The following is a 13,555-nucleotide window of genomic DNA, read 5'->3' on the forward strand; positions in this document are numbered from 1 at the left end:
ATAAAACACAGTAACCTTTATGACCGCGATGGATTGGGCGATGAAATTTATTGGAAAACTCCTGTTATCCATATTTTTGCTACTGCTTCTGCTTATCATCCTGATCTACGTTGTGTTGCAAACTTCCTGGGGCGCGGGCTGGGTCGGAAAATACATCACCGGACACAGCGGCTACCAGTTGACCCTTGGCAAAATCGACCACAATTGGACCTCGCCCAGCGAAATTTCACTGGATAACGTGACCTTTGGTTATAAAGGGCGGCCGCCCATCGTCGTCGCCAAACAACTGACGGCCGGCTTCAGCGCCCGCCAATTGACGGACCCCTTCCATTTTTATCGCATTCAGTTGCAAGACGGCACGCTGAATCTGAATTCGACCTCGCCAAGCCTGCCCTTCGCGGCGGACGTTCTGCAACTGAGCGGCATGGCGGTGCAATCTCCGCACGGCGGCTGGCGGCTCAATGGTCAAAATATCAATGGCGGCATTACCCCCTGGCAGCCGCAAGCCGATTACCCGCTGGGGCGCGATGCGCGTTTTCAGTTAAGCGCCAGTTCGCTGACGCTCAATGGTATTCCGGCCGAAAATGTACTGGTGCAAGGCGAGATCAATGATCATCGGCTGCGGCTGGATAATTTGGGCGCGGACATCTCGCAAGGGGAACTGACGGGCAATGCGCGCCGCGACGAGAACGGCGACTGGCAAGTGGACAATTTGCGGCTAAGCAACGTGCGTATGCAGACGGATAAAACCCTGGACGCGTTTCTACGCCAGGTTTCCCAGGTTCCCAAAATCACCATCAATCGCTTTGATCTGATCGATGCCCGTATGGAGGGCCAGAACTGGGCCTTCAACGACCTGGACCTGACGCTTAGGGATGTCACTTTCCAGGATGGCGACTGGTCATCCGATGACGGCTCTTTGTCATTCAACGCCACGGATTTAATCGACGGCGCAATACATCTGGACGACCCCATTGCCGATCTGGCATTTTCACCGCGCGGTATCGAAATTCGCCAATTTAGCGGACGCTGGGAGGGCGGATTGATGAGGACCTCCGGCCGCTGGCTGCGCGACGGCCGGCAATTGGCCCTGGACGAACTCATGGTCGCCGGGCTGGAGTATACCCTGCCGGCAAATTGGCGTGAAAGCTGGATGCAGCCTTTGCCGTCCTGGCTCGCCGGGGTATCGGTGGCCAAGTTTACCGCCAACCGCAATCTGCTTATTGATATCAATCCGGACTTTCCTTTCCAGATCACCGCCCTGGACGGCTACGGCCAGCAACTGGAACTGGCGCGCAATCATCAATGGGGCATCTGGTCTGGCAGTCTGACGCTCAACGGTAGTGATGCCACCTTCAATAAAATCGATATCCGGCGCCCGTCCCTGACCTTGAACGCCGACCCGGCCAAAATCACCATCAGCGAGCTGAGCGCTTTTGTCGGCGACGGTCTGCTGGAAGCCACCGCCGTCATGAATCAGCAGCCCACGCGTGATTTTACCGTTAATTTAAACGGCCGCGCCGTGGCGCCGAATATTCTTGAACACTGGGGCTGGCCGACCGTTCCCTTCTCGGGCAACGGAAATCTGCAACTGACCCTGACCGGACGATTGCCGGCTGATTTACCGTTAAGACCTTCTCTTAACGGCAGATTGCAGGTGCAGGGGAGCAACGGCCAAGCATTGAATCAGGTTATGGAACATGGCGCGTTGGCCGGCATGGAGCCTGCCGCGACGCCGGCGCAGCAATAATTCGCCCGCCCGCCGCACCGCCGCCCCCAGGGGCCTACTCGATGACAAAAGCGCCGCTATGCTCCAGGGGCGCTCCACGTCCCGGCGGCAATACCAGATATACCCCGTTGAAAATGGCGCCTTTTTTATCATTGCCATACAGCTCCACCTGCAACTGCACCCGCGCCTTGCGGCCCCGCGCCAATCTGTCGAGATCCCCGCTCAGGGAACTCAGATCCGCGACGGCGCAGGGACGTCCGGTAATCGGCGTGGTATAGCGGATGTGGGCATCGGCCAGGATAATGGTGCCGCCCAATTGCCGCTCCCGCAGCAAAAGCCAGATCAATCCCCAGCCGGTCAGCGTCGCCATGGAAAACAGGCTGCCGGCAAACAGCGTGTGGTGAGGGTTTTGATTACCGGTTTCCGGCATCGTGGTCATGAATTTCTGGCCGGTATACTGGGTTATTCGCACGCCCATTTTTTCGCTTAGCGGAATATGTTCATACCATGCCTGTTGCAGTTGTCCGCACCAATCAGGCCGGTGCAGGATGTCATCCAGCGTGGCGATGGGTTTTATCATCAGAAAGTGCCGGATGGGCGTGGTGGAAGGCGCCAGGATTTCACCCTGATTCACAAAACCCAGTTTTGCGAAAAAATCCACCGCATCTTCGCGGGCGCTGCATACCACCCGTTTAACGCCTTCCTGCCGGGCCACGGATTCCAGCGTCATGGCCACCAGCGTGCCAAGGCCCTTATCCTGCACTTGCGGATGTACCGCCAAAAAACGAATTGCCGCCTCATTATCGGCGTTGATATACAGTCGGCCCACCGCCACCGGACGACCGTCCTCATCCACCACCATCTGGTGATGAGCCATCGCGTCATAGGCGTCACGCTCGGAACCCGGCGGTTGATGCAGCGGCTTACGTAACATCTCCCACCGGAATTGAAAGTATTGTTTTAATTCTTCTTCGGTTTGAGGAACCCGCAAGTGATACATAACTGACTCTCTTTGTGTAAATCCCAACCGTCTCAGACCTGCAACCAGAACGTCGCCGGACCGTCATTGACCAGTTCAACCTGCATATCCGCCGCAAAACGGCCGGTTTGGGTAACGACGCCCGCCCGTCGGCAACAGTCGGTAAAATATCCATACAGCCGCTCCGCCTCCGCCGGTTTGGCGCCGCGCGAAAAACCGGGCCGCAACCCTTTATCGGTATCCGCCACCAGGGTGAATTGCGAGACCACCAATACGCCGCCGCCGGCCTGGCGGACATCCAGATTCATTTTGCCCTGCGCATCGCTGAAAATCCGGTATGCCAGCACGCGCTCGCATAATTTCGCCGCGCGAGTATCGTCGTCTTGCTTCTCCACGCCCAGCAATACCAGCAGACCCAAACCGATTTCCCCTGCCGTTTCCCGCTCAATAACAACCCTGGCGCGGGTTACCCGCTGAAGCAACGCAATCATTAACCCAATGTCTCCTGTGAAACCGTCCGACGATGTTCAGTCAGTGAAACGGTAATCTCCGCCCCGACCAATACAATACACCAGCTCCAATAAACCCAGAGGAATAAGATGGGAATGACCGCCAGCACCCCATAAATCAGTTGATAGGATGGAAATAAGCTGATGTAGAGGCCGAAAATCTTCTTCCCCGCCTCAAACAACACGCCGGCCACCAGCGCCCCCGCCGCCGCATCCCTGCCCGGTACCCGCACCGTAGGCACCACACTGTACAATAACCAGAAAGAAACGCAGGACAGCAGCAACGGAAACAGCCGCAACGCCAACCCAACCGGCAGCGAGGCGGCCGCGCTATCCAATCGGGCCAGCGACAACAGATAAGAACTGATAACCATACTGGCGCCTATCAGCAAGGGCCCGAGGGTCAATATCATCCAGTAAACCGCAAAAGAAAAAATCAGCGGCCGCTTTTTGGTACTGCGCCAGATGGTATTGAGCGCCGAATCCACGGCATAAATCAACAATAAAGCGGTGACCACCAGGCCGCAGGCGCCCACCACCGTCATCTGCCGGGTGTTTTCCATAAACTGTTCAATATAGTGTTCGATAACATTGCCGGTGGCCGGCATGAAATTGGAAAAAATGAAATGCTTTAGCTGCGCGCCGGCGTCGGAAAAAACAGGGAAAGCCGCGATAAGAGCGAATACCACCGTGGCCAGAGGCACCAGCGATAATAATGAAACATACGCCAGATGGCCGGCCAACACCGTAATATCGTCATGATACATGCGTTTTAGTAAAAACTTGCCGAATCCGTAGTAACGGCCCGTTTTCCAGAGATGCCAACCCATTGTGATCCCGTCCTCCCGATAAAAACACCGGCGTCGGTACCGATCAGGCAAAAAAGGCGGGGGCCACGTCAGGGCCCGTGACATGCACCGTAAGCAGCCCTACGGTTTGAGCGCCGGCGATATTGTCGGCATTATCATCCAGGAAAACCGCCTGTTCGGCGGGGATGCCCTCTTGCTCCAGCACATAGCGGTAGATGGCGGGATCCGGTTTTCGCATGCCTAAATCCTGCGACAGGTAGAGTTTATCCACACTCTGGCGAACTTCGGGGTATTGGCTTGGCCAGTAATCGCAGTGCAACCGGTTGGTGTTGGACAAGATCACGACCCTATGGCCCTGTTCGCGTAAACGGCGAATGATGTCAATGACCTCGGTACGCAAGCCGGCGAAAATTGCCTGCCAGCCGGTGGTAAATTGCGCAAAACTCAGGGCGATTCCCAGCTCATGGCAAATTCTGGCGGCGAATTGCTCATCGCTGATTTCCCCGCGTTCATGCTGTTCAAACGCCTCGCCCATGACGAACTTTTTCTTCAGGGTGGCGAGCGGCACGCCGCTCAGATTGCTCCAAACACCCAATACCCTGCCGAAATCAATGTTAACGACGACATTGCCTAAATCAAAGATATACAGCATGGCTCCCTCCTGATTCTGACTGGTGGTTTCACTGTAGCGGGAAATAACACAACTGAACAGTAATGAACCTGCATTACATTGTCATGGCGGAAGCGAGGGTTGCGCATCGCGACGGGGTAGGGAGATAAGGAAGCCGCGTTTTCCGCTACGTTAGCCGCGGACGCGCCGCCGCGCCATCACTTTCCAGGCGCGGCGGCGCGGCATGACGCCGAGTTTACCCATCCAGGCCGGTGGTCACCTGGAATTCGCGGGTTTCGCCGGCCGCCAGTTGAATTAAGGCGCCGGCACGGCGCGCGGCGAGACGGCCTTCCGGGCGGCAAGTGGCGGGCAGCACGAAGGCCGCGACCCGCTGATCGCCATTATAAAGGATCCAGCGGGTGGCATAATTGAATTGCGCGCTGGCAAAACGGGTCACAAAACGCGGACCGCCATCCGGTGCCTGCATAAAAAATGCCAGTTGCCCGGCATATTGCGCCAGGTTATCTGCGAAAAAGACGATTTCCGGATCATAGAGCTGCGGTTGGTCCAATGCGCCGAACCGGGAAGGATTCTGGGCGAGCATCGCGGTATAATCCCGCCACTGTGGCGTCGGATGCACATGGGCGGGAACGGATGTTCGCAAGGCGAACGCCTCGGCGGGAATATTCTGGCTGAAAACCGCCCCGGGCAGATAAGCGTAATTCATATGGCACATATACTGGAGCGGCATGGCGACGCTGGCGAGATTCGTCACTTTCATGCCGATGGTTATCAGCGTTTCGCCGGCCGCCAGCCGGACCGTCGGCACAGCCCGGTAGTGGTGGCCGAATCCCTTGACGTATTCAACCTCGCCGCCCAGGACGACGCTATCGCCTTCAAGGATAAGACACGCGCTATCCAGCGGCGCGCAGGGCATTTCGCCATGCAAGGGATGATCGTCCTCCGGCCCCGGGCAGCCATTACTGAGCAGGCCGGAATGGAAAGCGAAGCAGCCATAGCTGTCCACCACCGATACGCCTTGTTTGGGTTCGGAAAACGGGTTGGCCATTTTCAAGGTATGGCCGTCAAACTCCGCATCCCAGATCATCTGGCCGAAGTAGGGCAATAACGTGACAAACCCCCGGCGATTGCGCAGCGTAACCGCTTCAATGCCGGAGCGATATTTAAACAACGTAACGCTGTACTCTGCGCTTTCCACCAGGCAGACCGGCAGTTCACTAAATTGATTGCGTTGAAGGTGAATAACGACGGACATAATGCATCTCCTGGCGACTAAAGTTTATGATCCATGGCCGAAGCGGCGGATTCGGCCAACGGTTGCCGGCTACGCAATTCACCCCAAAAATAGTAGCCGACGTAGGCAAAGCACAGCAGCGATACTGAAAAAGCTTGTTTCATTGATCCCAAATGGTCGGAAACATAGCCCTGGATAGCCGGTACCACCGCGGCGCCGACAATGGCCATCACGATAATGGCCCCGGCCACTTCGGTGTATTTTTTTTCCACCGTATCCAGCGTGCCGGCATAAATGGTGGCCCAGCATGGCCCGAATAACACGCTGACCAGCACCGCTGCATACACCGCGGTGAAGTTCGGCGCCAGAACCACATAAGCCAAGGTCGCCATACCCAACAACGAATAAGCCACCAGGACCTTTTGCGGTGTAAAACGGGTCATCAGGAAATTGGCGATGAATTTGCCGACAAAAAAACAGATAAAGCTGTAGATCATGAAATTGGTGGCGTCCCGCTCATTGGCCGCGCCCAGATTTAGCGCCAGCCGAATGGTGAACGACCAAACCGCCACCTGCATGCCCACGTATAAAAACTGGGCGAGGATACCCTTGCGGAAACGTGCATTGCCGGCCAGATAGCCCAGGGTTTCCCACATACCCGGCCGGGCGGCCTGATGATTGTCCGCCATAGGTTTACAATGCGGATAACGGGTCAGCATAAACAAGACCAAAACCACCACCAGCACCATAATCAAGTATTTGTAAGGCTCCAGCGTCAATTCCAGCATATCCAGCCGGAACTGGTGCGCCTGTTGCGCGGTCATGCCCGCCATTTGGCTTTTCAAGCTGCCCCCCGCCTGAAACACCAGGTATTTGCCCAGCACGATGCCCATTAAGGCGCCGACCGGGTAAAATGTCTGGCTGATATTTAAGCGCAACGTGGCGAAGTCGCGATGGCCTATCATGGAACTGTAGGTATTGGCCGCGGTTTCCAGAAAGCTCAGACCGATGGCGATAGCGAAGATCGCCGCCAGAAACATGGTATAGGTGGCCATATGCGAGGCCGGATAAAACAAGACACAGCCGAGAATATACAATGATAGGCCGATCATGATGGCCAGTTTATAACTGCTCTTGCGAATCACCATCGACGCCGGTATGGCTATCAGGAAGTAACCGCCGTAAAACGCGCTCTGTACCAGGGCGCTGGCGAAATCGCTCAGAGCGAACACCGTTTTGAATTGTGTGATGAGAATGTCGTTCAAACTGGCGGCGCAGCCCCATAGCGGGAACAGGCACGACAACAGGATAAACTGGAATCGCGGCGTTCTATTCAGATAGCCGTCGGGCATTTGGATCGTATCGTGACGCATGGTGTTATTCCTGAGTCAGGGTGGCGAGGAAATCCTGGAACTGGGACGCATCGGGATAGGAACGCTGGGTCCCTTTGCCCCTGACGCTGTAGGCGGCATAAGCCGATGCGTATGTCATCGCCCGCCGGACATCGCCGTCGGCGACGTAATAGCGGGCAAAACTGCCGATAAAGGCATCGCCGGCGCCGCTGGTGTCCACGGCGTTTACCGCTACCGGTGCAACCCGGTGAACGCTATCGCCGGTCATCCATACCGAACCACGATGCCCCAACGTAATAATCAGGTTCTTAAGCCCCTGCGACAGCAGGGTCCGGCCGGCTTGCAGGATGTGTTCTTCACTGTCCGCGGGCATTCCGGTGAGAATTTCCAGCTCCGTTTCATTCGGCATGAAAAAATCGCACTGGCAGGCATACCGCATATCCAGTTCGCGACTGGCTGGCGCCGGGTTAAGCATCACCGGCACATGATGCCGGCGGGCGAAATCAATGGCGTGATATACCGTGGGCAGAGGAATTTCCAATTGCAGAATGAAAAGCCGGCAGGTTTTGAGCTGTTCCGCAGCCCGGTCGATATCCGCCGGCATCAGGTAATTATTGGCGCCTTTGATGATAAGGATGCGGTTATGCGAATCTCTATCGACAAAAATCGGCGCCACGCCGCTGGAAACGCCGGAGATCCGTTCAACATATCGGGTATCCACACCGCAACGGCGAAGATTATCCACGGTATTGCCGGCGAAGAGGTCATCGCCGACTTTGCTGACCATCATCACGTCCGCGCCCAGCTTGGCCGCCGCTACCGCCTGATTTGCGCCTTTACCGCCGCAGCCGATTTCAAAATCCGGGGCTTCCCGTGTTTCCCCTATTTTCGGCATGTCGGTGATATAGCTGATCAGGTCCACCATATTGGAACCGATAACCGCAATATCCATCATTGTGTCTCCTGAAATGAACCCTGAAATGTTAATATGCAAACATTAACAACTCACAAATGTTATTAATATGACAAACATCACAACTCAAAACAAAAAAATTTCGTGGGGAATGGCTGTATAAGGGCAATAGACAATGTTATAATATTAACATCTACTAAGCGTCTTATGAGGACACGGTCATGACCAAACCCGCAATAGATTTTCCACGCTATATCGACCATACCCTATTGACGATGGACGCCACCGAGGCGCAAATCGCCGTGCTGTGCGACGAAGCTCGCCGATTCGATTTTTATGCCGTCTGCGTTAATTCCGGTTACGTCCCCTTCGCGGTCCAGGCGCTGCAAGGCAGCAAGGTCAAGGTCTGTTCGGTGGTGGGGTTCCCCCTTGGCGCCTGCCTGACCGCCGCCAAGGTTTTTGAAGCCAAAGCGGCCATCGATGCCGGCGCCGGCGAGATCGATATGGTGATTAACGTCGGCTGGCTGAAAAGCGGCAAGCTGGATGCGGTAACCGCCGATATACGCGCGGTACGCGAGATTTGCGCGGATATACCGTTGAAGGTAATATTGGAAACCTGCCTGCTAAGCGAACAGCTTATCGTGCAGGTATGCCAGATTTGCCGTGAGCTTAACGTGGCCTACGTGAAAACATCCACCGGCTTTAGCACTGGCGGCGCCCGTGAACAGGATGTCAGGCTGATGCGTCAAACGGTGGGGCCGGAAATCGGCGTCAAAGCATCGGGCGGCGTGCGCGATCGTCAGGCCGCGGAGGCCATGATACAGGCCGGCGCCACCCGCATCGGTACCAGTTCCGGCGTTGCCATCGTCACCGGCACGGTTTCCGCCGGCGCTTATTAATCGCGTTATTCGGCGGCTATCAGACTTATCGATGCAGGATGTCCCTATGGAAACGCGGCGCGAAGAAAGGATTAACAAGCTGGTACAGGCCCTAAAGCGGGAAGACAAACTTCACCTCAAAGACGCCGCCGTGCTGCTTGGCGTATCGGAGATGACCATCCGCCGCGATCTCAGCGCCGAACCGGGTCAAGTGGTTCTGCTCGGCGGGTATGTGGTCAACGATCCGAAAATCAGTACCGTTACCCATTATTTCGTTTCGGATCAAAAAGCCAAGCACGTCAAGGAAAAAGGCATGGCCGGCCGGATTGCCGCTCAGTTGATCGAAGCCGACGATACGGTTTTCTTTGATTGCGGCACCACTACCCCGCTTATCATCGACGCCATCGAACAGGATTTATCTTTTACAGGGGTTTGCTATTCCCTTAATACCTTTCTGGCGCTGCAAGATCTTCCCAATTGCAAAGTGATTCTCTGCGGTGGCGAATTCCATCCCGCCAATTGCATTTTCACACCGCTGACGCAATATTCCGTGCTGGATAATATCTGTCCCGACAAAGCGTTTATTTCCGCTGCCGGCGTTGATTTGCGCCATGGCGCCACCTGCTTTAACTTCGACGAACTGACCATGAAGCACCGGGCGCTTGCCTTATCGCAACGCGCCATCCTGGTTGCCGACGGCAGCAAATTCGACAATATCAAGCCCGCCTGTATCGGCGCCCTTACGCTGTTCGATACGCTGATAACCGATCGGTCGCCCCAGCAGAAATTTCACGATTACTGTCAGCAAAACACCATCACGCTGTTGTATCCACAGGAATGAATTTTTCTCGCCTACGGCGAAGCGCAAAAAAAACCGGCCTGAAAGGGCCGGTTCAGGTTGCGACTGAACAAGGATCAAGCGTCCCGATTGGAACGATAAGCCCGTTTGCGGTCGTTTTCGGTAAGATAGCGTTTACGCAACCGAATGGATTGCGGCGTCACTTCCACCAGTTCGTCGTCATCAATAAACTCCAACGCCTGCTCCAGCGTCATCGTGATGGGCGTAACCAGCGTGGTGGCTTCGTCGGTGCCGGAGGCGCGCATATTGGTGAGTTTTTTCCCGGTCAGACAATTGACGGTCAAGTCATTGGAGCGGTTGTGGATGCCGATAATCTGTCCCTCGTAGACTTCCGCGCCGTGCCCCAGGAACAGACGGCCGCGATCCTGCAAACCGTATAGCGCATAGGCCACCGCTTTCCCCTGTCCGTTGGAAATCATGACGCCGTTCTGCCGCTGGCCGATTTCGCCCGGACGAACATCGTCGTAATGGCTGAACGAGGAATACAGCAAACCGGTACCCGAAGTCATGGTCAGGAACTCGGTACGAAAACCTATCAGACCACGGCTCGGGATCACATAGTCAAGACGGACGCGGCCCTTGCCGTCCGGCAGCATATCGCGCATTTCCCCCTTGCGGATACCCATCGCTTCCATTACCGGACCCTGATGCTGTTCTTCGATATCGAGGGTAACCTGTTCAAACGGCTCCTGACGTTTGCCATCCACCGTGCGGTAAATCACTTTGGGCCGGGATACGCCAATTTCAAACCCTTCGCGGCGCATATTTTCGATCAATACCGAAAGATGCAATTCACCGCGCCCGGATACCAGAAAAGTATCCGGATCGGCGGTTTCTTCCACCCGCAACGCCACGTTATGCACCAGTTCCCGGTTCAGACGTTCAAGGATCTGGCGGGAAGTCACGTATTTACCTTCTTTGCCGCAAAACGGCGAAGTGTTCACGCCGAAGGACATGGACACGGTGGGTTCATCCACCGTTAGCGGCGGCAAGGCCTCAGGCTGAGCCGGATCGCACAGCGTATCGGAGATATTCAACTCGCCAAGACCGGTCAGCGCGATAATATCGCCCGCTTCCGCCAGTTTGGTTTCGATGCGCTGCAATCCCAGATGCGCCAGCACCTGACCTACTTTGCCATTGCGTCGTTTGCCCAGGTGATCGATGATTACCACCGTCTGGTTTGGCTTAACCGAACCGCGTTTGATGCGGCCGATACCGATAACCCCCACGTAACTGTTGTAGTCCAACTGCGAAATCTGCATCTGGAACGCGCCGTCAATATCCACTTTGGGCGCTTCGACGTATTTCACGATGGATTCGAACAGCGGCGTCATATCCTCAGCCATGTGCTCGTGTTCGTAGCCGGCCACGCCGTTTAGCGCGGAGGCGTAGATTATCGGGAAGTCCAGTTGTTCATCGGTCGCGCCAAGATTCACGAACAGATCGAATACCTGATCGACCACCCAATCTGGGCGGGCGCCGGGCCGGTCGACTTTATTGATGACAACGATGGGCTTGAGACCGTAGGCGAAGGCTTTTTGCGTCACGAACCGGGTTTGCGGCATCGGCCCGTCCATGGCGTCGACCAGCAGCAAAACCGAATCCACCATGGACATGACGCGCTCGACCTCGCCGCCGAAATCGGCATGCCCCGGGGTATCGACAATGTTAATACGGTAGTCGTGCCAATTAATGGCGGTGTTTTTCGCGAGAATGGTAATCCCGCGTTCTTTCTCCAGATCATTGGAGTCCATCACGCGTTCTGTCACCTCAGTCCGGTCGCCCAGGGTACCGGATTGCTGCAACAGTTTATCGACCAGGGTGGTTTTACCGTGGTCGACGTGTGCGATGATGGCGATGTTACGCAAATTTTCGATCACAACTTTGCCTCAGGCATTAGAAATAGCGCGTTATTGTACACGGAATAGACGAGGGACTAAACAAGATCCCGATGATCTCGACGATTGCCGAACTGTCGGCGTCCAGCTATCCCCCAATCAGTGCAACAGCCCTTGGTTGGGGGTAAATTGCACCAAAATAGTGCCCATGTACCGCGCAAATGCACTAAAATAGCTTGCCCCCACCAATCTGGTGCAGTCCGTGCCGAGGTAAATAACCGTAGCACGGCCCGTTTAAACCTTTTTGACAATGTTGGCACAGTTTTAGCTTTGCTATAGGCAAGTTTAAATAATCAATCAATACGATTTCGTTCCACGACGACAATGGCATATCCGGGAGAATATAAGTATGTCCGCTGAACACGTTTTGACGATGCTGAATGAACACGAAGTCAAATTCGTTGACTTACGTTTCACCGATACCAAAGGTAAAGAACAGCACGTCACTATACCGGCCCACCAGGTTGACGCCGATTTTTTCGAAGACGGCAAAATGTTTGACGGTTCGTCCATCGCTGGATGGAAAGGCATTAACGAATCCGACATGGTTCTGATGCCTGACGCCAGCACGGCGGTACTGGATCCGTTTTACGAGGAAACCACGCTTATCTTGCGTTGCGACATTCTCGAACCTTCCACCATGCAAGGTTATGATCGCGACCCGCGCTCCATCGCCAAACGTGCGGAAGACTTTCTGAAATCCTCCGGCATTGCCGACACCGTACTGTTCGGGCCCGAACCGGAATTTTTCATGTTTGACGATATCCGTTTCGGCTCCTCGATTTCCGGCTCCCATGTGGCCATTGACGACATTGAAGCGGCCTGGAATTCCGATAAAGTAATTGAAGGCGGCAACAAAGGTCACCGTCCGGGCATCAAAGGCGGCTATTTCCCCGTCCCGCCGGTGGATTCGTCGCAGGATCTGCGTTCCGCCATGGTATTAACCCTGGAAGAAATGGGTCTGGTGGTCGAAGCGCACCACCACGAAGTCGCCACCGCCGGCCAGAACGAAATCGCCACCCGGTTCAATACCCTGACCCGCAAGGCCGATGAAATTCAGATTTACAAATATGTCGTGCATAACGTCGCCCATTCGTTTGGCAAAACCGCAACCTTCATGCCGAAACCCATGTTTGGCGACAACGGTTCCGGCATGCACTGCCATATGTCGTTGAGCAAAGACGGCAACAACCTGTTCTCCGGCGACAAATACGGCGGACTGTCCGAAACCGCATTGTTCTACATTGGCGGTATCATCAAGCACGCCAAAGCCGTCAATGCGCTGACCAACCCAACCACCAACTCGTACAAGCGTCTGGTTCCGGGTTATGAAGCACCGGTCATGCTGGCTTATTCCGCCCGTAACCGTTCAGCATCCATCCGTATTCCGGTTTCGCCGAACCCGAAAGGCCGCCGTATCGAAGTCCGTTTCCCGGACCCGGCCGCTAACCCGTATCTCGGCTTTGCCGCGCTGATGATGGCCGGTCTCGACGGTATCATCAACAAAATCCATCCCGGTGACGCCATGGACAAGAACCTGTACGATTTGCCGCCGGAAGAAGCCAAAGAAATCCCGCAGGTTTGCGGCTCTCTGGACGAGGCGCTAAAAGCCTTGGATGCGGATCGCGAATTCCTGACCCGAGGCGGCGTATTCACCAATGACGCCATTGACGCCTACATCGAGTTGCGCACGCAGGAAGTCGACCGCATCCGTATGACGCCGCACCCGGTGGAATTTGAGTTGTACTACAGCGTTTAATTCAG

At 55.3% G+C, this 13,555-nt stretch carries 12 protein-coding genes; 4 read left to right on the forward strand and 8 right to left on the reverse strand.

Going from position 1 to position 13,555, the window contains the following annotated elements; all coding sequences use genetic code 11:
• Positions 1–40: 40 nt before the first annotated feature.
• A complete protein-coding gene (locus tag FCN80_RS18705) occupies positions 41–1,750 on the forward strand; it encodes an AsmA family protein (protein ID WP_136991685.1) in 1,710 nt (569 codons plus the stop codon).
• A gap of 34 nt (positions 1,751–1,784) precedes the next feature.
• On the opposite strand, the gene fabY is transcribed toward FCN80_RS18705, so the two are convergent.
• The 7 genes from fabY to rbsK form a co-directional block, all read right to left on the reverse strand.
• Positions 1,785–2,729: a fatty acid biosynthesis protein FabY gene (gene fabY / locus FCN80_RS18710; protein ID WP_136991686.1), complete on the reverse strand. Its 945-nt coding sequence runs from the start codon at positions 2,727–2,729 to the stop codon at positions 1,785–1,787.
• A gap of 32 nt (positions 2,730–2,761) precedes the next feature.
• Complete coding sequence (gene dtd, locus FCN80_RS18715) at positions 2,762–3,199, reverse strand: D-aminoacyl-tRNA deacylase (RefSeq protein ID WP_136991687.1); 438 nt, start codon at positions 3,197–3,199, stop codon at positions 2,762–2,764.
• Entirely contained in the window at positions 3,199–4,047 is an 849-nt protein-coding gene (locus tag FCN80_RS18720; protein ID WP_136991688.1) for a virulence factor BrkB family protein, read from the reverse strand. The genes dtd and FCN80_RS18720 overlap by 1 nt, the downstream gene beginning before the upstream one ends.
• A gap of 43 nt (positions 4,048–4,090) precedes the next feature.
• Positions 4,091–4,678, reverse strand: coding sequence for a glucose-1-phosphatase (gene yihX / locus FCN80_RS18725; RefSeq protein WP_136991689.1), 588 nt, complete (start codon positions 4,676–4,678; stop codon positions 4,091–4,093).
• A 214-nt stretch (positions 4,679–4,892) separates the two neighbouring features.
• Positions 4,893–5,912, reverse strand: coding sequence for an aldose 1-epimerase family protein (locus FCN80_RS18730; protein ID WP_136991690.1), 1,020 nt, complete (start codon positions 5,910–5,912; stop codon positions 4,893–4,895).
• A 17-nt stretch (positions 5,913–5,929) separates the two neighbouring features.
• Complete coding sequence (gene fucP / locus FCN80_RS18735) at positions 5,930–7,264, reverse strand: L-fucose:H+ symporter permease (protein ID WP_136991691.1); 1,335 nt, start codon at positions 7,262–7,264, stop codon at positions 5,930–5,932.
• 4 nt (positions 7,265–7,268) lie between these two features.
• Positions 7,269–8,198: a ribokinase gene (rbsK, locus tag FCN80_RS18740; RefSeq protein ID WP_306767900.1), complete on the reverse strand. Its 930-nt coding sequence runs from the start codon at positions 8,196–8,198 to the stop codon at positions 7,269–7,271.
• Between the two features lie 179 nt (positions 8,199–8,377).
• Between rbsK and deoC the strand changes: the two genes are divergently transcribed.
• Positions 8,378–9,055 (forward strand): deoxyribose-phosphate aldolase, encoded by a 678-nt coding sequence (gene deoC / locus FCN80_RS18745; RefSeq protein WP_136991692.1) that lies wholly within the window; start codon positions 8,378–8,380, stop codon positions 9,053–9,055.
• A 46-nt stretch (positions 9,056–9,101) separates the two neighbouring features.
• The gene (gene deoR, locus FCN80_RS18750; protein WP_136991693.1) at positions 9,102–9,875 is read left to right on the forward strand and encodes a DNA-binding transcriptional repressor DeoR; all 774 of its coding nucleotides are present in this window, start codon (positions 9,102–9,104) and stop codon (positions 9,873–9,875) included.
• A gap of 74 nt (positions 9,876–9,949) precedes the next feature.
• Here deoR and typA read toward each other — a convergent pair whose 3' ends face one another.
• A complete protein-coding gene (gene typA, locus FCN80_RS18755) occupies positions 9,950–11,773 on the reverse strand; it encodes a translational GTPase TypA (RefSeq protein WP_136991694.1) in 1,824 nt (607 codons plus the stop codon).
• Between the two features lie 367 nt (positions 11,774–12,140).
• On the opposite strand from typA, the gene glnA reads away from it, so the two are divergent.
• A complete protein-coding gene (glnA, locus tag FCN80_RS18760; RefSeq protein WP_136991695.1) occupies positions 12,141–13,550 on the forward strand; it encodes a glutamate--ammonia ligase in 1,410 nt (469 codons plus the stop codon).
• Positions 13,551–13,555: the final 5 nt, after the last annotated feature.

Origin of the sequence: Martelella alba (assembly GCF_005217455.1) — a bacterium.
GTDB lineage: Bacteria > Pseudomonadota > Gammaproteobacteria > Enterobacterales > Enterobacteriaceae > Acerihabitans.

Bases quoted from the DNA above. Each gene is read 5' to 3' on its own strand.
- FCN80_RS18705 (WP_136991685.1), top strand. From the start codon at position 41: ATGAAATTTATTGGAAAACTCCTGTTATCCATATTTTTGCTACTGCTT.
- fabY (WP_136991686.1), bottom strand. From the start codon at position 2,729: ATGTATCACTTGCGGGTTCCTCAAACCGAAGAAGAATTAAAACAATAC.
- dtd (WP_136991687.1), bottom strand. From the start codon at position 3,199: ATGATTGCGTTGCTTCAGCGGGTAACCCGCGCCAGGGTTGTTATTGAG.
- FCN80_RS18720 (WP_136991688.1), bottom strand. From the start codon at position 4,047: ATGGGTTGGCATCTCTGGAAAACGGGCCGTTACTACGGATTCGGCAAG.
- yihX (WP_136991689.1), bottom strand. From the start codon at position 4,678: ATGCTGTATATCTTTGATTTAGGCAATGTCGTCGTTAACATTGATTTC.
- FCN80_RS18730 (WP_136991690.1), bottom strand. From the start codon at position 5,912: ATGTCCGTCGTTATTCACCTTCAACGCAATCAATTTAGTGAACTGCCG.
- fucP (WP_136991691.1), bottom strand. From the start codon at position 7,264: ATGCGTCACGATACGATCCAAATGCCCGACGGCTATCTGAATAGAACG.
- rbsK (WP_306767900.1), bottom strand. From the start codon at position 8,198: ATGATGGATATTGCGGTTATCGGTTCCAATATGGTGGACCTGATCAGC.
- deoC (WP_136991692.1), top strand. From the start codon at position 8,378: ATGACCAAACCCGCAATAGATTTTCCACGCTATATCGACCATACCCTA.
- deoR (WP_136991693.1), top strand. From the start codon at position 9,102: ATGGAAACGCGGCGCGAAGAAAGGATTAACAAGCTGGTACAGGCCCTA.
- glnA (WP_136991695.1), top strand. From the start codon at position 12,141: ATGTCCGCTGAACACGTTTTGACGATGCTGAATGAACACGAAGTCAAA.